The sequence below is a fragment of the Streptomyces sp. NPDC058086 genome, from assembly GCF_042885015.1.
GTDB lineage: Bacteria > Actinomycetota > Actinomycetes > Streptomycetales > Streptomycetaceae > Streptomyces.
The window spans coordinates 230,306-253,510 of sequence record NZ_JBHVST010000003.1; the positions used below are offsets into that span (position 1 = coordinate 230,306).

General features: G+C 67.4%; 17 protein-coding genes and 1 pseudogene. 10 read left to right on the top strand and 8 right to left on the bottom strand.

The annotated features are described in order from the left end of the window. Positions 1–232: 232 nt before the first annotated feature. The 3 genes from ACFVWD_RS03915 (at position 233) to ACFVWD_RS03925 (ending at position 4,262) form a co-directional block, all read left to right on the top strand. The gene (locus ACFVWD_RS03915) at positions 233–2,251 is read left to right on the top strand and encodes a collagenase (protein ID WP_389593802.1); all 2,019 of its coding nucleotides are present in this window, start codon (positions 233–235) and stop codon (positions 2,249–2,251) included. Positions 2,252–2,795: 544 nt separating this feature from the next. Next, positions 2,796–3,833 carry a polysaccharide deacetylase family protein gene (locus ACFVWD_RS03920; protein ID WP_389593803.1) on the top strand — a complete coding sequence of 346 codons (1,038 nt, stop codon included), beginning with the start codon at positions 2,796–2,798 and terminating at the stop codon, positions 3,831–3,833. Between the two features lie 243 nt (positions 3,834–4,076). Next, positions 4,077–4,262 (top strand): hypothetical protein, encoded by a 186-nt coding sequence (locus tag ACFVWD_RS03925; protein WP_389593804.1) that lies wholly within the window; start codon positions 4,077–4,079, stop codon positions 4,260–4,262. Positions 4,263–4,692: 430 nt separating this feature from the next. Here ACFVWD_RS03925 and ACFVWD_RS03930 read toward each other — a convergent pair whose 3' ends face one another. Continuing rightward, positions 4,693–5,301, bottom strand: a complete 609-nt coding sequence (locus ACFVWD_RS03930; protein ID WP_389593805.1) for a TetR/AcrR family transcriptional regulator — start codon at positions 5,299–5,301, stop codon at positions 4,693–4,695. 246 nt (positions 5,302–5,547) lie between these two features. Here ACFVWD_RS03930 and ACFVWD_RS03935 point away from each other — a divergent pair, with 246 nt between their 5' ends. Beyond that, the gene (locus tag ACFVWD_RS03935; RefSeq protein WP_389593806.1) at positions 5,548–6,603 is read left to right on the top strand and encodes an aldo/keto reductase; all 1,056 of its coding nucleotides are present in this window, start codon (positions 5,548–5,550) and stop codon (positions 6,601–6,603) included. A gap of 392 nt (positions 6,604–6,995) precedes the next feature. After that, the gene (locus ACFVWD_RS03940) at positions 6,996–7,370 is read left to right on the top strand and encodes a winged helix-turn-helix transcriptional regulator (RefSeq protein WP_389593807.1); all 375 of its coding nucleotides are present in this window, start codon (positions 6,996–6,998) and stop codon (positions 7,368–7,370) included. Positions 7,371–7,974: 604 nt separating this feature from the next. On the opposite strand, the gene ACFVWD_RS03945 is transcribed toward ACFVWD_RS03940, so the two are convergent. From ACFVWD_RS03945 to ACFVWD_RS03965, 5 genes and pseudogenes are all read right to left on the bottom strand, one after another. Next, the gene (locus ACFVWD_RS03945) at positions 7,975–8,835 is read right to left on the bottom strand and encodes an MBL fold metallo-hydrolase (protein WP_389593808.1); all 861 of its coding nucleotides are present in this window, start codon (positions 8,833–8,835) and stop codon (positions 7,975–7,977) included. A 104-nt stretch (positions 8,836–8,939) separates the two neighbouring features. Continuing rightward, a complete protein-coding gene (locus ACFVWD_RS03950; protein WP_389593848.1) occupies positions 8,940–9,743 on the bottom strand; it encodes a nuclear transport factor 2 family protein in 804 nt (267 codons plus the stop codon). Further along, positions 9,729–10,667, bottom strand: a pseudogene (locus ACFVWD_RS03955) (NADP-dependent oxidoreductase); the annotation flags it as partial. The gene ACFVWD_RS03950 and the pseudogene ACFVWD_RS03955, both read right to left, overlap by 15 nt. Positions 10,668–11,268: 601 nt before the next feature. Beyond that, complete coding sequence (locus ACFVWD_RS03960; protein WP_389593809.1) at positions 11,269–12,186, bottom strand: alpha/beta hydrolase; 918 nt, start codon at positions 12,184–12,186, stop codon at positions 11,269–11,271. A 174-nt stretch (positions 12,187–12,360) separates the two neighbouring features. Beyond that, complete coding sequence (locus ACFVWD_RS03965) at positions 12,361–13,410, bottom strand: nuclear transport factor 2 family protein (protein ID WP_389593810.1); 1,050 nt, start codon at positions 13,408–13,410, stop codon at positions 12,361–12,363. A gap of 69 nt (positions 13,411–13,479) precedes the next feature. Here ACFVWD_RS03965 and ACFVWD_RS03970 point away from each other — a divergent pair, with 69 nt between their 5' ends. The 5 genes from ACFVWD_RS03970 (at position 13,480) to ACFVWD_RS03990 (ending at position 20,826) form a co-directional block, all read left to right on the top strand. Beyond that, positions 13,480–14,475, top strand: a complete 996-nt coding sequence (locus ACFVWD_RS03970; RefSeq protein ID WP_389593811.1) for a GlxA family transcriptional regulator — start codon at positions 13,480–13,482, stop codon at positions 14,473–14,475. Between the two features lie 767 nt (positions 14,476–15,242). Then, positions 15,243–15,818 (top strand): TetR/AcrR family transcriptional regulator, encoded by a 576-nt coding sequence (locus ACFVWD_RS03975; protein WP_389593812.1) that lies wholly within the window; start codon positions 15,243–15,245, stop codon positions 15,816–15,818. Positions 15,819–16,404: 586 nt separating this feature from the next. Continuing rightward, complete coding sequence (locus tag ACFVWD_RS03980; protein WP_389593813.1) at positions 16,405–17,871, top strand: amidase; 1,467 nt, start codon at positions 16,405–16,407, stop codon at positions 17,869–17,871. 51 nt (positions 17,872–17,922) lie between these two features. Beyond that, entirely contained in the window at positions 17,923–19,488 is a 1,566-nt protein-coding gene (locus tag ACFVWD_RS03985; protein ID WP_389593814.1) for a long-chain fatty acid--CoA ligase, read from the top strand. Between the two features lie 93 nt (positions 19,489–19,581). Further along, a complete protein-coding gene (locus ACFVWD_RS03990; protein WP_143653813.1) occupies positions 19,582–20,826 on the top strand; it encodes an NADH:flavin oxidoreductase/NADH oxidase family protein in 1,245 nt (414 codons plus the stop codon). 43 nt (positions 20,827–20,869) lie between these two features. Here the strand turns inward: ACFVWD_RS03990 and ACFVWD_RS03995 are convergent, their stop codons facing one another. Further along, complete coding sequence (locus tag ACFVWD_RS03995) at positions 20,870–21,547, bottom strand: winged helix-turn-helix transcriptional regulator (protein ID WP_164662709.1); 678 nt, start codon at positions 21,545–21,547, stop codon at positions 20,870–20,872. A gap of 148 nt (positions 21,548–21,695) precedes the next feature. After that, positions 21,696–23,168 carry an amidase gene (locus ACFVWD_RS04000; protein ID WP_389593815.1) on the bottom strand — a complete coding sequence of 491 codons (1,473 nt, stop codon included), beginning with the start codon at positions 23,166–23,168 and terminating at the stop codon, positions 21,696–21,698. Between the last annotated feature and the right edge of the window lie 37 nt (positions 23,169–23,205).

The window sequence follows — 23,205 nt, forward strand, 5'->3', positions numbered from 1 at the left end:
GCAGGGAGCCGCCTCGCCCCATACCGTTTTTCCGCCGCACGCATAACACGAGGCGGAGACCTGCTCGGCGTCCCGCCCTGACCGTCAACTACCCCTGTGTGCACGGATGTTATGGCCAGCCCCTCCATTGTCGTATCCCTCAGTCCGTTGTCATTGGTCACTGTGAGTGGGACGTTCCCCCCACGCCTCGCCGCTCGTGCTCGAAGCGACCCCCACTCACGAAGGAGCATTGATGCGTCGTCGACCTGCCCTGCCCGGATTCCATCCCGGAAGTCCGTCCAGATCCGCGTCCAGATTCGCGTCCAGATTCCTGGCCGTCAGCCTGGTGGTCAGCGCCCTGATAGCAGGCCTGCTGGCCGCACCGGCCCTCGCAGCAACCGGACAGAAGACCGCCACAACGGCTGCTCCCACGACCACCGCCGTGACCAAGCCCAAGCCGCGCGCGCTGTCGCCGCTCGGCGCGAACACCACTGCGTCCGATCAAGCAGACGCCCAGAGCGGGCGGCTGGCCGCCGCCCATGTCCGGCCGCTCAGCCCGCAGTTGCCGCAGACCTCCTCGACCTCGAAGGCCATACGGCCTCCCAAAGCCACGAAACACGCGGCAGCCGCGTCGTGCACCCCGGCCGACTTCGGCACCCGTACCGGATCCGAACTGGTCGCGTACATCCAGGACTCGACCACCGACTGCATCAATACGCTGTTCGGCATCACCGGCACGGACGCCCGCAACGTGTTCCGCGAGACGCAGATGGTGACCGTCGCAGGCGCCTTCGAGGACGCGTCGCAGACGTATCCCGGCGACAACTCCACCCACGTGTGGCAGCTCGTGCTGTTCCTGCGCGCCGGCTACTACGTGCAGTACAACGACTCGGCCGACGTCGGCGACTACGGCCCGACCCTGGCTGCGGCCACCGAAGGCGGACTGGACGCGTTCACCGCCAACTGCCACTTCATGGACGTCAGTTCGGAGCACGGCAACGTCCTGGGCGACGTCATCATCCTGACGGACAGCGCCGACGAGCAGGCTCGCTACCTGGACACGTACAAGAGAGTGCTGAACGCCTACGACAGCTCCTACGACGCCTACTGGAGCATGGACACGGCCGTCAACGACGTCTTCACCCCGCTCTTCCGCGGCCACTTCAACCCCGCATTCATCAGCGCGGTCACCGCCGACCCGAGCATCATCGACACGTTGAACTCGTTCGCCCTGAACCACATGTCGATGCTGAGCGGGACCTGGTACTTCATGGCCTCCAACGCCGGAACCGAGACGGCACGCTTCCTCGACACGGCCGGGCTCCAGGACGAGGTGCGGCCCATGGTGAAGGGCCTGCTCGGCGCCTCCTCGATCACCGGCCCGACCGCTCCGCTGTGGGTCGGCGCCGCCGAGATGACTTCCGCGCACGACGCGGCCCAATGCTCGTACTACGACACCTGCGACCTGACGTCCGAGCTCACCGCGGCGGCACTCCCCATCACCTACAAGTGCGATGACGGGCACACTTTCCTGGCCCAGTCCCTGACCGACTCGGCGCTCGCCGAGGCCTGCAAGAGCGTGCAGGGACAGGACGCCTACTTCCACGGCATTGTCAAGGACAGCGGCCCGGTCGCCGACGACCTCAACACCAACATCCAGATCGTCGTCTTCGCGAGCCCCAGGGACTACCAGACGTACTCGGGCTGGATCTTCGGCAACAGCACCAACAACGGCGGCGAATACCTGGAGGGCAACCCCGCCGCCCCCAACAACCAGGCCCGCTTCGTCGCCTACGTGAAGAGCGTGGGCGACGGCTTCCCGGCCGACATCTGGAACCTGAACCACGAGTACACCCACTACCTCGACGGCCGCTACGACACGTACGGCGACTTCTCCGCGGGCCAGACGGTCCCGGACATCTGGTGGATCGAGGGCTTCGCCGAGTACGTCTCGTACAGCTACCGGGGCGTGCCCGACACCGAGGCGCTCTCCGATGCCGGGAAGCACACCTACGCCCTGAGCACCCTGTGGCAGAGCACGTACGCCAACTCCGACCTGACCCGCACCTACCCATGGGGCTACCTGGCCGTCCGCTACATGGTTGAGAACCACCCGGACGACGTGCAGGCCATGCTCACCAAGTTCCGCACCGGCGACTACGTCGGAGCCTATGCGGTCTACAACACCGGCATCGGCACCCGTTACGACGCGGACTTCGCCGCCTGGCTGGACACGTGCGCGGCCGGCGCATGCCGGGTGAGCAGCAGCTGACCGAGCGCTGACGGCCGAGCCGGCCGCCCCCTGCCTCTCCCTGTCACCCCGCGGCCTGACAAGGCGGCGGGGTGACACGCGTGCCAGACGTACCACTCGCGCCGCTCCTCCAAGACGGAACCCAATGCCGTTGCTCGAACGCTGCGCTGAACACTCTGGGATCCCGGTGACCGGTCGACGGCACGGCCGTTGCGCCGGGCACGCATCCATGGATCGGGCTTGTCTGATGGGGCCGGCCCGGACGACGGGGCCGACAGGCGTGCGTTCGGCGGGCCGAAGGACTCGAGCGGGGGGCCGGAGCATTCCCCCAGAGGCGATCGAGCGCGACGGCTACCACCCGGGGCTGGCCGCGGAGCTCAGCGTTCAGTACGGGGGCCGCAGCGTTCGTGGGAGTACGTCGTCCGCAACGCCCTCGAGCAGCACCCCACGCCCGCGGCCGCGCCGTCCCGCTCGGAAGCCGACCGGCGGGCGGACGTTCTCAGGAGAGTCAGCGGCACAAGCGCACTGAGCCGCAGCGGGCCGCCCTGCCGAACTCCACATCGAAATGAGCACGAAAGAGGTCGCCAACTCGACAGGTGGCATCGTGCCGGAAAGCGTGATCGAGGAGTTGCTGTTCACCGAGAACTGGCACGACGGCGTACACGGCCTGGTCAATGAACGCCTTCTCCCGCATGGCCGGGTACCTTTCCCAGCAGAGTCAACGACGGCACGGCGTATACGGAAGACCGGTGCGGTGAAGCGGCACAACAGACGGAGCGGGTTCTACAGGTTACTGACGGGCACGGTCGTAGCGGCCATGGCGGCCAGCGGCTGCGGCGCAGGGAATGGCAGCGCAACCGACCCGGACGCCACCTCGTCGCAGCCGGCCCCCACCACCGCACCGAGCGCCACCGACTGGCAGAAGTGGAGTCTCACGCCGCTGCCCGCGCCCCCGAAACCCCCGGCCGACAAGCCTGTCAAACTCTCCGCCACCGGAACCGTCCCGGTCTTCGAGCACCTACCGACATCGCAGAAGGTCGTCTTCATCACGGTCGACGACGGAGCGGAGAAAGACCCCAAGTTCATCGAGATGATAAGGGACTTGAAAATTCCGATCACGATGTTACTCATGAACGACACCATCCAGTCGGACTACGGGTACTTCAAACCACTGCAGGCGATGGGCAACCACATCCAGAACCACACCCTGCACCACCCCGCAATGAACACCATCCCGTTGGCCCGCCAGAAGGAAGAAGTTTGCGGCGACCAGAAAATCCTCACCCATCAATACGGCACCGCACCGCTGCTGTTCCGCCCGCCCTACGGCGCATACAACAACGACACCAAGACCGCGGTGGGGGAATGCGGGCCCCGGGCAATCGTCCGGTGGCGGGAATCCATGCAGATCACCACCTTGCGGTATCAGGAAGCGGGCAAGAAACTGCGCCCCGGCGACATCATCCTCGCCCACTTCCGCGGACCCAAGGAACTCAAGGGCACCACGATGACGGAGATGTTCGGCAATCTGCTCAAGCGCATCCAAAAACAGGGATTCACCGTGGCGCGCCTGGAGGACTACATCCAGCCACCGACTGGGTGAGACCGTGGGGCGCACCTCCGCCACACCACGGTCCCGGCGGTGGGGCCTGCCAGAGACGATCGAAATATTACTAGGCCGCGCCCGTACCGGTACGCGGTGCAGCCCCGCCGCCGCGCTAGGTCATTGGCGGCGGTGTGACTTACCCGCCGCACGGGTGAGCCGACGGTGGAGTGCCAGACGGGCGGGATGCGGGACCGCTACGAAGATCACAAACCGTTCGCAATCTTCGAGAGGAAACCCGTCGTGCGCTTCACTCCCGCCGCCCGCACGGCCGCTGCCGCGCTGTCCGCACTCGCCGTTGTGCTCGCCCCCACCACGGCCCACGCCGCCACACCCGCCCAGGCCGCCGCCCCCGGCGACACCGTGGCCATGCCCGTCCGCGACGCTCGGGACTCCGGGCGCGACACCAGCCCGTGGTCGCCGGCGTGAACCAGATCGTCCGAGCTACTTGCCGCAGTAGAGGGGAGAAAGCCCTGTTGGCTGACCGGGTTGAGCACTGCGCCCGTCATCTGGCACGCGCGTGCGACCATGCGCACGGTAGCCAACTCGTCACAGACTCTCTCATGGCTGAGCAACTTACGTAGGCAGCCACGTTCGACACCCCGCGCCAAGGAGCAGCTATCGCTCCTCAGAGAACCGACACCAATCCGGCCGCCAGCCTCTGCTTGGGCTGTCCTGATTGAACGGCGAGGGCGTCGTCGCGAGGCTCGTATGTGAGCGCTTGCACCGAGCTGCAGGCCGCCCGCCATCCGGCGTTTAGAGACCACGCGCCATCCCCTTGAGCGACTTCCAGACGGTCGGCTCGCTTTGCCGTTCGTCTGGGATGGTGACGCCTTCGCCAGGGAGGTTGCCAATTTCATCACGGGGATTCCGGGCCGACATCGGCGAGGGCCGCATCGACCAACAACTCCGCGATGGATCGCGCGCACGCACCGGTGTGGCTGCTGTTGAGTACAGTGCCGCGTGCGGCAGCGCCGTCGAAAAGCAGCGCCAGTTGCTCACCGAGGGTTTCGGGGTCGGCGACGCCGACCTCCCGTGCGATCTCCGTGAGGCGGCGGGCGAACTCCCTCTTGTACGCCGCGGCCAGCTGGTGGGCGGAGTGCCCCGGGTCGGGCACCTCGACGCTCACGTTCAGGAACGGGCATCCCCGGAACGGAGCGGTGGTTTCCGTCGGCTTCCAGTCGAAGACAGCGAGGAGCTGATCACGCGGGCTCGGTGTCGGTTGGACGGGTGACGGGTGAACGGGCAGGAGAGCGTCCACCACAGACTGCAGGTATGCCCCGACGAGCTCGTCCTTGCTGGGGAAGTGCGTGTAGAGAGTGCGTTTCGACACCTCGGCGACGGTCGATAGCTGATCCATCCCGGTCGCGTTGATTCCTTGCGCCGTGAACAGCTCCGTCGCCGCTCTGAGGATGCGCTCCCGGGCGCCACGCCCACGGCGCCGGCGTACTGGCTGAGTTTCGGTCACAGCCTTAAGGATACCGATCGTTTTACATAGACCGGCAAGCCCGCTACGGTGAAGCCTTAAGTAGACTGATCGTCTTACTTAGCCACATGGCATCGCGCCACCGCGGATGGGTGGTTCGTCGGCGCCGCATCCGTTCGGGGCGGGTTCGGCGCTCCCTATCGCCACGCCGGGCCGCCGTCCCGACACGCGCCCGATCCGCTACCGCCCGCCCCGACCACGATGCGAAATCAGCACCAAGGAGACCTGATGCGTTACACGACCTTCGGACGCCGGACAGGACTGCGTGTTTCCGAGTACGCACTCGGCACAGGAAACTTCGGCACCGGCTGGGGCGCCGGTGCTGAGCCAGACGAGGCGCGCCGCATGTTCGACCGGTTCGCCGAGGCCGGCGGAACGTTTCTCGATACCGCGGACGGCTACCAGTTCGGCGAGTCGGAAGAGCTGGTGGGGAAGTTCGTCGCCGCCGACCGGGACCACTTCGTCCTGGCCACCAAGTTCACCAACGGCGCCGCCCCGCGGCCTGGCATCTCCAGGACGGGCAACAGCCGCAAGAACATGGTCGCTTCGCTGGAGGCGAGCCTGAAGCGCCTCGGCACCGACTACATCGACCTGTACTGGGTCCACTTCCCCGACGACCTCACGCCCATGGAGGAGATCCTGCGCGGACTGGACGACCTGGTCAGGTCCGGCAAGATCCTCCACGCCGCTCTGTCCAACTTCCCCGCCTGGCGTGTCTCCCGCGCCGCAACCCTCGCAGACCTTAAAAACTGGGCACCGGTCGCGGGCATCCAGATCGAATACAGCCTCGTCGACAGGACCGCCGACCGCGAGCTGCTGCCGATGGCCGAAAGCCTGGGACTCGGCGCCGCCCTATGGTCCCCGCTCGGCGGCGGACTGCTCACCGGCAAGTACCGCGGCAGCACCGAGGGGCGGCTGACCGATCTCAAGGCGGTCATCCACACCGAGAGCACCGAACAGAAGACCGCCGTCGTCGACACCGTCCTGGCCATCGCCGAGGAGACCGGCGCGACGCCAGCCCAGGTGTCGGTGGCCTGGCTCCGTGAGCGTGCTGCTCAGGCGTCCACCTCGTTCATCCCGATCATCGGCCCGCGCAACCTCACCCAGCTCGACGACTACCTGAGCGCCCTGGACGTTCAGCTCACCCCGAAGCAGTTCGCACGCCTGTCCGATGTCAGCGCAGTCCCGCTCGGAGTGCCCCACGAGGCGATCACCGGCGTCCATGACGCCGTCCAGGGCGGTGACGCCTCCCTCATCACCCAGCCCGCCGTACCCACGGCCTGAGCTGCGGATCCTGCCACTGTCGGACACCGTGCCGTCGACGCTGCTTTCCGTCCCGCATCGTGTGCACGGTCCGGGGCGGTGCCGTCCGCCTATGGCTGCGGCGGGTCCCACCCGGCCGTCAGAGCCCCGTCGTGTCGATCGATTTCCGCGGGGAGCCGATGGTGCGTTGGCGGTCGGCCATCTCGCTCACCGGTTCGGCGGTCCGCCGCCGAACCGACCGCTGGCACGGTCGGGCCTCGCGTGTCGCGAAAGCTCCTGGCCGACGCATGTCGTCGGTGACCGTGCCACCGGCCTGCCGGTAACCCCGCAGACGAAGAAGAGAGACCACGATGCCACTTTCCCCATCAGTGTCGGTGGCAACCTCGACCGCACGACCGCAGCGAGAAGGAACCATGGAGAGGCGGGGCGGCACGGGCGAGCGGCGCAAGCAGGGTAGGAGCCGCCAGGTGGACGCGGTGACCACGCGCGTCTTCGATCTGCTGGGCAAGCGTTGGAGTGGTCCGCTCATCGCCGTACTCCTCGCCGGTCCAGCGCACTTCACGGAGTTGCACCGCGCTGTTCCCGGCATCAGCGAGCGCATGCTCTCCGACCGGCTGGCCCACCTGGCGGCAGCGGGCCTCGTCGTGCGCGAGGTGAGGCCAGGGCCGCCACTGCGCGTGCGCTATCGCTTGACGCAGGCCGGAGTGGCGATCCGCCCGGCCCTGGAGGAACTCCGAGACTGGGCACTGGCCCACCTCGGCGATCCGGCTGGGGACGATCCTTGCTGACCACGTGAGGAGGGGTGATGAACCCGGCGGCGCACCCGCCGGCACCACGGTCGCACGATGTCGATGCGGAACGGGGCGGACGGCGCTGTCGCTGACGGTGTGGTTGTTGTGTCCTCACCGGTTCCGTATGTTGGGACGCGTGGGCGGGAGTTGATTCCCGCCCGCCTGTTCCTCATGGCACGACAATAGAGTCACGCTCTGGTGGCAGGTCACCCAGAGCGTGAAAGACCGCAGACCGCCACCGTTGACGTACGATCCCCTCGCCGGAGAACGTGTTCATTCCCAGGCGCGAGCCGAGCGGGTCGCGCACCGATCCTTGACGCATAGCGGTTGCGGCTCGTTTGCGCAGGCCGCCTCGAGCAGAATCCGAGCGACCGAATGGCATCCTCAGGTACGCCCGGATCTACGACTATGGCACCGTCGGCAAGGCCCTGGCCCATCGGGCTGGCGCGCGGTCCACCCAGCGCCGTGCATCACCCCCACTCCTTACTGCCCGAGTGCGCCGCCCCGGTCGATGCGACCCTTGCCCAACGCGGCACACGAGGACTCGCTGTCCGTCCGCGATCGACCCGGCCGTCGAGCCAGCATGCTGGGGGATCAGTGTCTACTGAGCCGAGTGACCAGCCAGGAGGCTGAGGGCGCTGAACCACAGGATGCCCGGGTTGATGCGCTTCGGGTGGAGGTTCAGCATCCCGTCGAAGAATTCCATCGGTGTGGGTGAGCCCTGCAGCAAACGGTCCGCGTCGTCGAGGTAGCGCCGCGTGCGGCCGATTTCGCCGGGGTCGTCCGCCCGATCAGGATCTTTGTGGCCAGCCACCACGAATTCCGCTCCGAGCGCTTCCACTTGGTCCAGTGCGCATCGCCACGCGTCATCGCCTACGCCGGCAAATTCCGCGAGCGCCAGGTGTACGCCGTTGTAGACGACGTCGCCCGCCACGGCCAGCTTCAGGCTCGGCACCCAGAGCACGGTCGTGTCGTCGCTGTCGCTGTGACCGACCTCGATCGGGATGAGCGGCTTCCCTTCCAGGCTCAGTCCCTCCTCGCCGACGACCTGCACGTCGACGGCAGTCGTCGAGATCCGGCCCGGGAACAGTGCGTCCCAGAACGGCCCGCGGGACTCCGGAGTGGCCAGGCCAGCCATGTGAGCCTTGGTTCCGGCCGTGGCGCGGACTACGGCGTCGGGGAAGTGTTCGAGCAGGACGGGAGCGCCAAGCCAGTGGTCGCCGTGGCCGTGCGTGACGTAGATCTCCGTGAGGTTTCGGCCGGTCTTCTGTACCCAGGCCAGTACCTCGCGGGTGGTGTCGGTGGTGAAGGGCGGGTCGACGAGGACGGCCTCCTGCTCGCCGTATATCAGAGTCGTCGAGATGGGCGACCACACCATGGGGTCCCCGTTAGGAAGGTTCAGGATGCCGCTGCTCTGCGCGATCGCGGGTGTCACGAACACCTCGTACTGCAATGCGATCATGTCCCTCTCTTTCTGGTGGAGCGCCAGGCGGGGAACTGGAGGTGGAGATCTTTTGAAGGCGCTGCCCAGCGGGCCGTAGCGCGACCGCTACGGCCCGGCGGCCGTCAGAACATTGTGTTGTCGTTGGCGGATTTCTCCGGCACGTCCTGCGAGGCGTCCCAGTGCTCGACGATCTTTCCGTCCCTGATCCGGAAGAGGTCGATGACCGCCCGGCCGCGCTCGCCCGGTGTGTCGACGTAGTGGCTGTGGACAGCCACCAGGTCACCCTCGGCGATGACGCGCTTCGGCGTGACGCTCAGCTGCGGGAACTGTTCGAAGTACGCGCCCAGTCCCGTCTTCACACCCTCCGCTCTGTCAGGGGTGTTCGGGCTGTGCTCGTGATACTCGGTGCCGACGTACGTGTCGACGGCGGACAGATCCTTACCGACCAGGAGTTGGCCAACGTAGTCCGTGACGAGCTTCCTGTTGTACGTGGTGGACCACCGCTGCCCCGGCACCCCGGTCTGCGGCCGGCTGAGCGTGGAGAACATGTCGTTTCCGTTGACCGTGGTCGTCGGCACTTCCTGGAGGATGTCCCAGTGCTCGGCGATCTTCCCGTCCTGGAAACGGAAGATGTCGACGACGGCAAGGCCCGGGGTGCCGGGAACCAGAACGCCGCTGGAGTGGAGGAGAACCAGGTCGCCATCGGATATCACCCGCCTTTCCTCGTACGTGGCGTCCGGGAACTGCTGCTTCCAGGCGGCGCCGAAGGCCTTCATGGCTTCGGGGCCGTCGGGGGCCAGCGGGTTGTGCTGGATGTAGTCCGGCCGTACGTGACGGTCGATGACGGCCGTGTCGCCACCCTCGAACGCGGCCCGGAGAACCTGAACGGCGATCGGCGCCTTCACGGTCCCCTCCGTGGTCAGCACGATCTTGCCGGTGGTACGGCCCGTCTCGCCGAGGGCGTGCGCCTTGGCCGCCTCGGCGAGCGGGAAGGTGGCCTCGATGTGGGCGCGCAGGGCACCGGATTCGACAAGGCCTGCGATGGCCTGCATGCCGGCCTGGTCGGCTTCGACCAGGAGGGACTCGAAGCGGATGCCCCGCTCGGCGATCTCCGCCAGTTCGTCGGGGTCGACGGGTACCGGCAGGATCGACACGAGAGTGCCGCCCGGGCGCAGGACGGCGAGCGAGCGGGCACGGGCGGCACTGTCCAACGAGATCGGGTCGAGGACCACGTCGACGTCCTTGAGGACGTCGGCGAAGTCGACCGCGTGATAGTCGACGACCTCGTCCGCTCCCAGGGAACGCAGGAAGTCGTGCTTGGCCGCGCTGGCGGTACCGATCACGTAGGCGCCGCGGGACTTGGCGATCTGGACGGCAAGGTGACCGACTCCGCCCGCGGCCGCGTGGATGAGGACACGCTGCCCGGACTGGACATCGGCGGTGTCGACGAGTGCCTGATAGGCGGTGAGGGCCGCGAGCGGAAGCGCACCGGCCTGCACGTGGTCGATCCCTGCAGGCTTGTGGGCGAACGCACGGGCCGGGGCAGTCACGTACTCAGCGTGCGATCCGACTCCCTGGGGGTAGGGCAGCATGCCGAAGACCTCGTCACCCGGCTTGAACAGAGTGACGCCGAGGCCGACGGCCTCGACGACTCCCGAGACGTCCCAGCCCAGGACGAGAGGCAGACGGTCGATGGTCCGAGGCTGGGCGCGGTTCCACCAGTCGGTCGGGTTGACACCGGCCGCGCGGACGGCAACCAGGATCTCGCTCAGGCCTGGCTCTGGCCTGGGAAGTTCAACCTCCTTGAGCACCTCAGGGGAACCGTGGGTTTCCTGGCAGATGGCTCGCATCGTGGGAGTGGCATTGGTATTCGTCATGCGTCCAGCCTCGCTGTCTGCCTCGATCGACACCATGGCACGAATGCCAACTTTCAACGGGATCACGCCATGGCGTAGTTCGTCGATTCGTCACGTCGGTCACCAACGGAGCCAGTCCATTCGAACTAGCTCTTCCCAGCCGTGACTTCGGTGTCGCGAGCAGCCGCTGCGACGCAACGGGCAAGGTGGCCTTCAGGTTCGCCGCATTCAGTTGACTGCCTGTGATCGGGTCCGCGCGGTACATCTCCCTGGCTTGGGACGAGGAACCCGGCCCGGCAAGTGAATCTCCGTCAGACCGCCGATCGTTGAACCTCGGCGGAGCGACAGATCCCGGGCCCAGTGAACGCCGGACGGAAGAGTCCGCCAGGAATTCACTGGGCCCGCCCGCCCCCCAGTTGGTTGTGGAGTGCTACCCAGCCACCTGGGCACCGGCCCTCCGCCCGAGCCCGGGGAGATCAACCTCGCCAGAGATCTCATGTCCCCGGCGCGATGTCCCCGGAGGTGAAGCGGGCATCCGAGCACGCCCATCGCACCTGCCACGCACACGATCCCGCCATGGCTGAGCCCGGGCCGATCAGATCTTGATCTTCTCGCGGACCCAAGCGCCGATCTGAGTGATCGCGGCGTCAACCTCCGGAACGCGCCCGGCGCCGAAGACGTACGAGTGCTGGCCTCCGAGAACCACCACGGTCTCCGTGTCGTTTCCGGCGTCCTTGACGCGAGCGGCGAATTCCTCGTCCTCACCGGCGAGGATCTCGTAGGTTCCCCACGAGACGAGGGTCGGGGGCAGACCGCTCAGGTCCGCCCGGTTCAGATTGATCCTCGGGTCCGTGAACGCGATGCCCGTGCCGCCGACCCAGGACTCCCGGAAGAACTCCAGGATCCCCTTGCTGAGTATCTTGTCCGTCTCGGCGTTGGTCTCCATGGTCTCGTTGGCAATCTCGAGGTCGCACCAGGGGGAGATCGAGACAATGGCGCCGGGCAGCGGGTGCTTCTTCTCGCGGAGGCGAAGCGCCAGAGCAACGGCGATGAACCCACCGACCGAATGACCGATGGTGATGATGTTCCCCGGCGCATATCCTTCGGAGAGCAGCCAGTTGAAGGCCGCCTCCGCATCGTCCAGCTGAGCCGGGTACTTGTGTTCCGGCGCCCGCCGGAAGTCCAGGACCAGCACAGGGGCTCCTGCGGCCTTGGCGATATGGCCTGCGAGCTTTCGGTCGACGAATGCCGACGACACGACGGAGCCGCCGGCGTGGCTGTGCAGGAGAACGTAGTCGGTGTTCGAGTCGACCGGTTCGCACCAGATTCCCAGAACTCCGCCCGCGTCCACTTCGCGATAGGTGACGCCTTCCGGCTCCCGGGCCTTGAGATGGACGCTCTCCACCCGGGTGCGCGTCGCGTCCAGCTCCGATTCGGGAATCGCCAGTCCGGCCATCCAGTCCGCGAACTCGATCGCTTCCGGGCTCAGTGCAACAGCGGCGTGATCAGACATGTGGCTCCTCCATGGGGCCTGTTGGGCACACCCGGCCCGCATACGCCGTCCCGTCGGAACCCGTCAGGAACGAGGCGTCTTGAGGGGTGTGCAGCCGATTGAAATGCAATTGCCGGCCCTTGCACGGGCCGCACGGCCAAGGGGCGAGCGGCAATGACGACGCCCCCGAGGCCGTCAGAACATCGTGTTGTCGTTGGCAGAGGTCTCCGGCACGTCCTGCACGACGTCCCAGTGCTCGACGATCCTTCCGTTCCGCACCCGGAAGAGGTCCACGACCGCCTGGCCACGCTCGCCGGGCGCACTGACAGTGTGGCTGTGCACGGCCACCAGGTCACCCTCGGCGATCACCCGCTTGGGGGTGGCCACCAGCTGCGGAAACTGTGCGTAGTAGGCACCCAGTCCGGCCTTCGCGCCCGCCACACCGTCGGGGATGTACGGGTTGTGCTGGTGATACTCGGGGCCCACGTAGGTGTCGATGGCAGACAGGTCCTTCTTCACCAAGTACTGCTCGACGAACGCGGTGACCAGCTTCTTGTTGTACGCGGTGAGGTACGCGGGGCCCGGCGCCTCGGTCTGCGGCCGGCTGATCGTGGAGAACATGTCGTTGCCGTTGGCCGTGGTCGCCGGCACGTCCTGCAGCACGTCCCAGTGCTCGGCGATCTTCCCGCCCTGGAAACGGAAGATGTCAAAGGCGGCGATCCCGCGGGTACCGGGAGCCAGGACGATGCTGGAGTGCAGGAGTACCAGGTCGCCCTCGGAGATGACTCGCTTGATGTCGTACGTGGCCTCCGGGTGCTGATGCCGCCAGGCGGTCCCGAAAGCCTTGAGCGCCTCGGCACCGTCGGGAGCCAGCGGGTTGTGCTGGATGTAGTCCGGCCGTACGAAGCGGTCGACGACGGTCATGTCCCGCCGCTCGAAGACACCCCTCAGAACCTGGACGGCGACCGCCTTCTGGTAGCCGAGACGGGCGTTTCCGCCGTACCCGGCAGCGGAGATCCCCGGCGCTCCACCGCGGCCGGGAACCTGGGAGAGTGCGGCGGCCGTCGAGGAGTCGGCAGCCGCGGCGGGGACAACGCCGACAGCGGTGAGCGCGATCGCCGCGATCGCCGCGGCGAGGGTACGGCGGCGAACGGATACGATGGTGTTCACGGCGCTCTGGTCTCCGAACTCGGAGGAATCGTAGGCGCCTTGGCCGACGGCCCGCATGGTGTCGGTATTCGTCATGGGTCCAGCGTGGCTGCCGCCACCGTTCGCTACCATGGCATGAACGCCAACTTCCGACGGGATCCTGCCATGGCGCACACTCACCGAATCGTCGTTCTGGCCGTCGACGGGGTGTACCCCTTCGAGCTGGGCATTCCCAGCCGGGTTTTCGGAGCCGCGGACGGCCGCTACGAGGTCCTCACCTGCAGCGTCGACGGCCGACCGGTCCGCACCAACTCCGATTTCTCGATCACCGTCGAGCACGGCCCGGAGGCGCTGCGCACCGCCGACACCGTCGTCATCCCACCCTTCGTCACCACCGCCGTCACCCGGGAGGTTCCACAGTCCGTGGTGGAGGCGCTCGCATCTGCGGCTCCTGGCAGACGCCTCGTGTCGATCTGCACCGGCGCCTTCGTCCTCGCCGCCGCCGGACTCCTTGACGGACGGCCCGCCACCACACACTGGGTGGTCACGGACCTCTTCCGCGAATGGTTCCCCCAGGTCGCCCTGAATCCCGACGTCCTGTTCATCGACGACGGGGACGTGCTGACCTCGGCCGGCGCCGCCTCCGGGCTCGACGCCTGCCTACACATCATCCGCAAGGACCACGGCAGCGAAGTCGCCAACCAGGTGGCGCGCATGTGCATCGTCCCCCCGTGGCGCGACGGAGGTCAGGCGCAGTACATCCAGCACCCGGTACCCGAGAGCAAGGCCAGCGGAACGGCCACAGCCCGCCAGTGGGCCCTGGAGAACCTCCACGAGCCGATGACCCTGACGGAACTCGCCGACCACTCCCACATGAGCCTGCGCACCTTCGCCCGCCGCTTCACCGAAGAAGTGGGCATGAGCCCGGGACGTTGGCTGATCCAGCAACGCGTCGACCGGGCACGACATCTCCTGGAAACCACCGACCTGCCGGTGGACGAGATCGCCGGCCAGGTCGGCTTCGCCGGCGGCACGTCACTACGAGAACACCTGCACGCCGCCATCGGCGTCTCGCCGCTCGCCTACCGGCGCACCTTCCGCGGAGCCCTGTCGCCCGATCCGCTGGGCACCACCGCACACACCACTCTGCGAACACGATGATGAACCGGCCCGGCATCGGAGCCGCGCCGAGAACCGGGAACGAGCGACTTGATCACGGCCGACGACTCCGGTGTTGTTCCATGACCGACTTCAGTTGACGCATGGACAACGGACAGGGCGATCCCTGCCCGCAAACTGCGAGGCGGCCCGTTCACCACCGAGTGGGCCGCCAGTGTGCTCACCGAAACGATCGCGGACGCCGAGCAGTACGCCCGCGAAGTTGTCATGCGCCTCGGCCCCACGGGCACCATGCCCGAGGCGCTGCGACAGCAGGCAGCGGCGAGCGAACAGGCAGTGGCCGCCGCGCGCGTGGACATCGGGCAAGGCCAGCGTGGCAGCCGGTGCCGGGAGTCGTTTCCGACTTGCGCGCTTCACCACGGGGTGCAGCAAGCGGAAGACTTCGCGGTCACCGCTGGGGATGACCGGTTCCGGCCGCCTTCTACATCTCCTCTGGACGTTCGCGGAGCTCCTCAACTCACCGCGGGTGAACCCCTCTTGCAGTTTCCAGTCCCCTCACTTAACATTACGATCATAAGATGAAGGTCCGGTGGCCAGATAGAGCGCGAACATACAGCCTGCTGCCTCACTCGCGACCGCGCCGCGTTCACCCCTGTGATGTCCCTCGACGTCGATGCGCCCCTGGACGCCAGCGGCCCTTCCATCACCCCGCGAGCGCGGCGGCAACTCCGCCGGCGCCTTTCACCATTCCAGTAAGGCGGAGGCGCCTCCGCTTCTCGCCACAGAACAGCCGAAGGTCCCTCCGAATCATGTCGAGCCGCGACACACCCAAACCCATCCGTGCGGACGCGGCACGCAACCGCACCCGTCTGCTCGACGCCGCGCGCATCGCGTTCACATCCGAGGCACCGGTATCCCTGAAGCAGATCGCGCGGGACACGGGTGTGGGGATCGCCACGCTCTACCGGCACTTCCCCACGCGAGAAGCACTGGTCGAAGCGATCTACCAGCAGGAGCTGGCCCAGCTGTGCGCAAGCGCCGAGCCCCTCCTCAACGCGAAGGATCCAGCCGACGCGCTGCGCAGCTGGATGGACCGCTTCGCTGACTACACGAGTACGAAGCGCGAGACGGCAGACGCGCTACGAGCAGTTCTCGCGTCCGACATCGTGACCGCGTCACAGACACGCGTTCAGCTCTGCACCGCAGTGCAAGCCATCCTTGATGCCGGTATCGCCGCCGGGACGCTGCGCGACGATGTCCACGCCGAGGACATCGTCTCCATCCTCGTCGGCATGTTCACGACGACCTCGCCGGCAGGCGGGCACGACCAGTTGGGCCGCATGTTTGACCTGCTGATGGACGCCGTCCGGCACCCAGCTTCATGAGGGGCCCGAGCTGAAGCCGCTGCGATGCCACCCTCCGACCGATCCGGAGGGCGGTCCGTTCGAGCGGAGTTTCTGAAGGGCGATCGCACTCCTACTCAGTTCGGCAGCCCGCCGATGCGGCCAACTCGGCCTGCAGACCGGCGATACGCTTGCGGGCGGCAGGGCATCCAACGCCGCATCGATCCCGGCGCTTGGGCGACAGATAGTCGCGAACGAGATCCTCGAGCCCCTGGCGCTGGGCCACAGAGTGCCATACCTCACGGCCTGAGTCCGCGGTTGCTCCGCGACGACGAGGTCGCCCTTGGATATGAAGTGGACGCAGAAGCCTCCGTTGGTCAAACCGGCATCCGACATCAGCGCGGAGATGCCGGAGCCGTCGGCCCCGCCCCGCCTTAACCGCCGGCCGGCCTCGATGATCCGTTGCCGCGTCCCCTGTTGGTCCTCCTTGTCGTACCGCCCCACAGGATCCCCCTGTCGTTCCGCAAAACCATTGCCTTCCACCCCACCCCAGACCTATGGTCTGCCGAATGTAATATTACGACCAACATTCAATTCGGCACCATCAGAGTCAGAGATGAGGCTTGCCGTGAGTGACGTCCCCTTCCAGTCCGCCGTGGAGCAGTCACGCGCACTGGCCGCGGGTGAGATCTCAAGCCGGGAACTTGTCGAGGTCTATCTCGAGCGGATCGCCACCCACAACCCCGCCCTGAACGCGGTGGTGACCCTCGACCCCGAGCGTGCCCGTCGCGAGGCCGGGGAAGCGGACGCCGCGCGGGCGGCGGGGCAGGACCTCGGTCCGCTGCACGGCGTGCCGATCACGGTCAAGGACAGCTTCGAGACAGCAGGGATGCGCACCGTCTGCGGGCGCACGGACCTGAAGGACTACGTGCCCGGCCAGGACGCCGAGGCGGTCAAGCGGTTGCGTTCGGCCGGTGCCGTGATCATGGGGAAGAGCAACATGCCTCCGGGCAACCAGGACGTCCAGGCCGACAACCCGGTGTTCGGTCCTTCCTCGAACCCGTGGGACACGACCCGCACCTCGGGCGGATCCGCCGGGGGCGGCGCCGTCGCCACCGCTGCGGGCCTCACAGCGTTCGACTTCGGCTCGGAGATCGGCGGATCGACCAGGATCCCGTCCCATTTCAACGGACTGTACGGGCACAAGTCGACCTGGCGGTCGATACCCCTCATCGGGCATGTGCCGTACGGCCCGGGCCCGGGACGGTGGACGGAGGCCGACATGGGCTGCGGCGGCGCGCAGGTCCGCGACGCCCGTGACCTCGTCCCGATCCTGCGGGCAACGGTCGGGCCGACCGACTACGACGGCGGTTTCAGCTACACGCTCGCACCGCCGCGTGCGACCAAGCTCGCCGACTTCCGGGTCGCCGTCTGGGGCGAGGATCCCGCGTGTCCGGTCGACAGCAACGTCGCGGCTGCCGTGGACGACGCGGTCACTGTGCTACGGGCGGCCGGCACGAAGATCACGGTCCAGCCCGCCAGCCTCCCCATCGACATCGCGACGAATCACGGGAAGGCCTTCCAGCCCCTGCTCTTCGGCGCGGGCGACCGCACCGGCCTCGCTCCTGCCTCCAGCGCCGCGACGCTGGCCCGGCTCGTCCAAATCCCGCGGGGTGACGCCGGTCCCGCCCTGCTCGGAACCTTCCAGTCCCACTACCACTGGCTGCAGGCCCACATGGTGCGCAACGAGATCCGGCAGCGATGGTTCGAGTTCTTCCAGGACTTCGACATCGTGCTCATGCCGGTCACCCCGACGGCCGCCCCCGCCCACCACAACAAGCTGATCGACTGGTTCGGGCGGCCCTTCGAAGTGGACGGTGTGCGACGTCCTTACTGGGACCAGGTCAAGTGGAGCGCCGTTGCCAACGTCTCCGGGGGGCCGGCGACGACCATCCCGGTGCGCAAGGACAGGAGCGGACTGCCCATCGGTCTGCAGGCCATGGGCCCGAGCGGGGGCGATCTCACCACCATCGAGTTCGCCGCGCTTCTGGGCAGGGAACTGGACGGCTTTGTGCCGCCTCCGGCCTTCGTCTAGACCCCGACCGCTGGACCCCAACCGCCCGGCCCGAGAACGAGGAAAACGACGATGCACAAACCGAGCCGCAACGTGTCACGACTGCTGACGGATTCCGCGTCCCTCTACCCGGAGCGCACCGCGATCGTCTTCGGCGACGACCGCATCACGTACGGCGCCCTCGACGCCGCGGCCAATCGGGTCGCCAACCTACTCGTCTCGCGCGGCATCCAGCCGGGGGACAAGGTCGCACTGTCCTGCCCCAACCTGCCCCACTTCTCCAGCATCTACTTCGGCATCCTCAAGGCCGGGGCCGCGGTCGTGCCGCTGAACGTGCTGTTGAAGGCGCGCGAGGTCGCCTACCACCTCACCGACTCCGACGCCAAGGCGTACTTCGCCTTCGAGGGCACGCCGGAGCTGCCGATCGGAGAGGCCGCGTGGGAGGGGTTCCGGGCGAGCGCGGGCTGCACCGAGTTCTTCCTGATCGAGAGTGGCGGCGCGCAATGGTCCGGGGACGAGACGCCGGAGTCCTACACCTCGGCCGTGGCCGGGCAGCCCATGACGTTCCGGACGGTCGAACGCGACGAGGACGACACCGCGGTGGTCCTCTACACGTCCGGTACGACCGGCCATCCCAAGGGCGCGGAGCTGCGTCACCGCAACGTGTATGACAACGCGCTCACCGGCACCGACCTGTTCGCCTCCGACCCGGAGCGCCCCGACACCTACCTGTGCGTGCTGCCGCTGTTCCATGCCTTCGGCCAGACCGTCATCCAGAACGGTGCCTTCGCCTTCGGCGGCACGCTCGTGATGCAGCCGAGGTTCGAGGCACAGGCCGCCCTGCGTCTCATGCTCGCCCACGACGTGACGTTCTTCGCCGGGGTCCCGACGATGTACTGGGGACTTCTAGGGGCGCTCGACGAGACCGTCGACGTCACCCGCCTGGCCGCGAACCTTCGCGTGGCGGTGGCCGGCGGCTCGGCCCTGCCCGCCGAGATCCACAAGCAGTTCGAGGACCGTTTCGGGGTCACGATCCTTGAGGGATACGGACTGTCCGAGACCTCCCCGACCGCGTCCTTCTCCCGGTTCGGCGAGGCACCCCGCGTCGGGTCGATCGGGGTGCCCATTCCGGGCGTGGAGATGAAGCTCATCCACGACGACTGGTCCGAGGTGAAGGGCGGCCCCGACGCGATCGGGGAGATCGCGATCAAGGGACACAACGTCATGAAGGGCTACTACAAACGGCCCACGGCCACGGCTGAGGCGATCAAGGACGGCTGGTTCCGCTCCGGCGACCTCGCCCGCAAGGACGAGGACGGCTTCTACTACATCGTCGACCGGTCCAAGGACATGATCATCCGCGGCGGTTTCAACGTCTACCCGCGCGAGCTTGAGGAGGTGCTCATGGAACACCCCTCGGTCTCGCTCGTCGCTGTCATCGGCGTACCGCACGACTCCCACGGCGAGGAGATCAAGGCCGTCGTGGTGAAGAAGGCCGGGAGTGACACGACCGAGGAGGAGCTCGCCGCCTGGGCGAAAGAGCGGCTCGCCGCGTACAAGTACCCGCGCATCGTCCAGTTCGTCGACGCGCTGCCCATGACGTCCACCGGCAAGATCCTGAAGCGTCAACTCGCCTGACCGCGACGCTTCCCAGCAACGCCGGGACAGGGTCGACAACCCGCGTTACCCCCGCCCATGTCCACGCGCCCATCCCGATCGAAGGAAATCTGAATGACCTCCCTGCACGGCCACCTGACCCTGCCCAACGGCCAGGTGCTACCGAACCGGATCATGAAGTCCGCGCTGAGCGAGGGACTCGCCGACAAACGCAACGCCCCGGACCACCGCCTCGAACAGCTCTACCGGACCTGGAGCCGGGGCGGGTACGGACTGATCATCACCGGCAACGTGATGGTCGACCGCACCCAGCTCGGCGAGCCGGGCAACGTCGTCATCGAGGACGACCGCGACCTCGACGCACTGACTCGATGGGCTGCGACGACCAAGGACGCCGGCATCCCGACCTGGGTACAGCTCAACCATCCCGGCCGTCAGGCCAACATGCTCGCGCTCGGGCACACACCGGTCGCGCCCAGCCCGGTCACGCTCAACCTGCCGGGCGCCACCAAACCCCGCGAGCTGACGTCCGCGGAGATCGAGGACATCATCGAGCGGTTCGCGACCGCGGCGGCGGTGTGCGAGACGGCCGGCTTCGCCGGGGTGCAGGTACACGGCGCTCACGGATACCTGGTCAACCAGTTCCTTTCCCCGCTGTCGAACCGGCGCAACGACGAGTGGGGCGGCGACCCCGAGCGCCGGATGCGTTTCGTCCTTGAGGTCGTGCGCCGCATACGGTCACGGGTGTCTCCTGGCTTCGCCGTCTCCGTCAAGCTCAACTCGGCCGACTTCCAGCGCGGTGGATTCACCGAGGAGGAGTCCCGCTCGGTCGTCGCGGCTCTGGCGCAGGAAGGACTCGACCTGATCGAGGTGAGCGGCGGCAACTACGAGTCGCCGGCGATGACTGGTGCCTCAGCGGCGTCGACGCGCGCCCGCGAGGCGTACTTCCTGGAGTACGCCCGCACGGTGCGCGGCCTGGTGGGCGATGTCCCGTTGGCGGTCACGGGTGGCTTCCGCTCCCGTGACGCGATGGAGGACGCCGTAGTCACTGGTGAGTGCGACGTTGTCGGTATGGGCCGGCCCACCGCCACGACGCCCGATGCCGCGGACGTGATCCTCACGGGTCGCGCTGAGGCGGTCGTCGCACACCAGCTGCGCTTCGGGATGCGCCGTGTGCTCGGCAAGGTCGCCGACCTCAAGGCGCTCGACGGTGTGCTCGACCTCAGCTGGCACGGCGACCAACTGCACCGACTGGGCGCGGGCCTCGAACCCGACCTGCGCCGCGGGCGTCTGGCCACCACCATTTCGATGGTGCGGCGAAACGGCAGGACGTCCTTCCGTCGCAAGCGCGGGGCCTGAGGACCCACCCGGCCCTCCGGGCAGGGCGCGGCAGAGTGGGAGATCAGGTCGGCGACGGGGCCGACTGAACTGTCGTATGCCGTCGAGCCGCGTCGGCGAAGGCCTCGAAGAGACGACCGACCGCCGCGATGTCGCCGCCTGTCGTAAGGCGGCCGGAGCTGACGGCGTCGGACGGCGTCTCACTTCCAAGGGACAGCGCGATGAACGTTCCCGCATCGCAGGCGATCATGGAGGGGGACGACGCGGGTGACGGTCCGGACCGGACCCGGAGGACTCCGTCGCTGACGGTCATGGAGAACCTTTCGCCGGCATCGACGTCGCACTCAAGGGCGAAGTCGGCCAGGCGACCGGGATCCGTCGCCTCGGTCATGCACAGCGCCACCATGTCCGGACGGGCGGTAGAGGGGTCAACGCCGTTGCCCATCAGGCCCAGGCCCCAGAGTCCGAGTCCGATGATCGGGGTTCTCAACCCTTCGCCGAACTCGGTCAGGGTGTACTCCGACGTCGGCTCGGCCTTGGAGACGACGCCGATCGTGTGCAGGGTTCGAAGCCGGTCGGTGAGCCGGTTCGGGCCGATCGACGGCATGCGGCCGAGGATCTCGGTGAACCGCTTCGGGCCCAGCAGGAGTTCGCGGAGGATGAGTACGGTCCACCGCTCGCCCAGCACGTCCATCGCCGTGGCGAGTGGGCACGCCTGCCCGTACCTGCGTGTCGCTCCCATGTGGTCCACCCTACTGGCTTGCCCTGAAGACGCTTCGGCCGTGTTGTCCGCGTACCAGGTCAATGTGTCACCACGGCCCCAGCGCCCGACGAAGCGCACCATCGCGGGTCGGGCTTGCTGCTTGTGAACAGGATGTCCGCACCCGCCGTCACTTCGCGAACGCGGGAGGCCGTTGGTACCCGTCGAGTTCGGCGCCGACCAGCGCGGCGAACTCGACGGTCGTAAGGTCACCGCCGGCGGGGCCCATGGCCTGGACGCCGACCGGCAGCCCGGCGGCGTTGCGTTTCACGGGTATGGTCGTGGCCGGTGTTCCGGCGATGTTGGCGATCGCGTTCCACTTGGTCTGGTCCCAGTACGACCGCTTCGATCCGTCCACGTCGAAGTGACGCCCGAACCGGTCGATGAGCTTGCCGTGATGCGGTGGCGCGGCTGTTGGCGTCACCGGCATCAGAACGACGTCGAACTCGTCGTAGAACTCCTGCCATCGTTGCCTGATCTCATGACGAGCCGCGTCCGCCTTGAGCCAGGAGTAGTGCGACTGGAAGGTACCTCGGAGCGCGGCAAGGGCGTCCCCGCGCGGATGCTGGAGCAGACGGGCCGCCAGTCCTGCCGCGAACCTCGGTGTGATTCCGGTGCGGTCGACCCCGAACGCGGCGTAGACGAGCGGTTCGAACGCCCGGTGCGATGTCGCGATGTCGACAGGAAGTGAGGTCGGCTGAATCGTCACCTTGGCGCCGCCGGCGCGCAGGACCGCGATGACATCCTGGATCGCACCACTGACGTCGGTGTCGATCGGGCACGACGGATCGTCGTACCAGACCGCGACCCGGAAGTCGGAAAGTCGGCGCGCTCGCGGCGGGGCGAGCGTGTAGGAGAATCCGCCGTCGCGAGCCATCGGGCCCGTGGTCGCAACAAGGATCGGTGCAAGGTCCCGGGCGTCTCGCACCTGTGCTCCCGGACATGCAAGATCCATATCAGCCCATCGGCCGGTACCCGGACCGTTGGGGATGTGGCCCACCAGCTGGATCGAACGCCAGGTCGCCTTGTGACCGTAGAGCCCGTTGAAGTGTGCCGGGATGCGCGTCGATCCTCCGATCTCCGAGCCGAAGTCGAAGCCCGCCAATCCGACGGCCGTCGCCACCGCGCCTCCGCCTGCCGAGCCACCCGATGTCCGGGTGAGGTCCCAGGGGTTGTTGGTCGGTCCGAAAACCGGGTTGTCGGCCTGCACGTCCTGGTTGCCCGGAGGCATGTTCGTCTTGCCGATGATGATGGCGCCCGACCGGCGCAGGCGGCTGACCGCCTCCGCGTCCTGCCGCGGTACGTTGTCCGCCAGGTCCTTGCGGCCGCAGACCGTTCGCATACCCGCGGTCTCATAGCTGTCCTTGACGGTGATCGGCAGGCCGCCGAGAACCCCGCGGTCCTCTCCCCGCGCACGAGCGGCGTCCGCCGCGTCGGCTTCCTCCCGGGCGCGGTCGGCATCAAGTGTCACGATCGCGTTCAAGGTCGCGTTGTGGACCTCGACGCGCTGCAGATAGACCTCCAGCAACTCGCGGCTCGTTATCTCTCCTGAGCGAAGAGCCTTGAGCTGGCTGGTAGCCGAGGTGAAGGGCAGATCAGACATTGCTGCCTCCGATTTTTTGGTTCGCGGACTCGGCGAG

Excerpts from the sequence above, each read along its gene's own strand:
- ACFVWD_RS03975 (WP_389593812.1), top strand. The coding sequence starts at position 15,243 with ATGTCGAGCCGCGACACACCCAAACCCATCCGTGCGGACGCGGCACGC.
- ACFVWD_RS04000 (WP_389593815.1), bottom strand. The coding sequence starts at position 23,168 with ATGTCTGATCTGCCCTTCACCTCGGCTACCAGCCAGCTCAAGGCTCTT.
- ACFVWD_RS03965 (WP_389593810.1), bottom strand. The coding sequence starts at position 13,410 with ATGACGAATACCGACACCATGCGGGCCGTCGGCCAAGGCGCCTACGAT.
- ACFVWD_RS03990 (WP_143653813.1), top strand. The coding sequence starts at position 19,582 with ATGACCTCCCTGCACGGCCACCTGACCCTGCCCAACGGCCAGGTGCTA.
- ACFVWD_RS03960 (WP_389593809.1), bottom strand. The coding sequence starts at position 12,186 with ATGTCTGATCACGCCGCTGTTGCACTGAGCCCGGAAGCGATCGAGTTC.
- ACFVWD_RS03940 (WP_389593807.1), top strand. The coding sequence starts at position 6,996 with ATGGAGAGGCGGGGCGGCACGGGCGAGCGGCGCAAGCAGGGTAGGAGC.
- ACFVWD_RS03935 (WP_389593806.1), top strand. The coding sequence starts at position 5,548 with ATGCGTTACACGACCTTCGGACGCCGGACAGGACTGCGTGTTTCCGAG.
- ACFVWD_RS03985 (WP_389593814.1), top strand. The coding sequence starts at position 17,923 with ATGCACAAACCGAGCCGCAACGTGTCACGACTGCTGACGGATTCCGCG.
- ACFVWD_RS03920 (WP_389593803.1), top strand. The coding sequence starts at position 2,796 with ATGAGCACGAAAGAGGTCGCCAACTCGACAGGTGGCATCGTGCCGGAA.
- ACFVWD_RS03995 (WP_164662709.1), bottom strand. The coding sequence starts at position 21,547 with ATGGGAGCGACACGCAGGTACGGGCAGGCGTGCCCACTCGCCACGGCG.
- ACFVWD_RS03915 (WP_389593802.1), top strand. The coding sequence starts at position 233 with ATGCGTCGTCGACCTGCCCTGCCCGGATTCCATCCCGGAAGTCCGTCC.
- ACFVWD_RS03945 (WP_389593808.1), bottom strand. The coding sequence starts at position 8,835 with ATGATCGCATTGCAGTACGAGGTGTTCGTGACACCCGCGATCGCGCAG.
- ACFVWD_RS03970 (WP_389593811.1), top strand. The coding sequence starts at position 13,480 with ATGGCGCACACTCACCGAATCGTCGTTCTGGCCGTCGACGGGGTGTAC.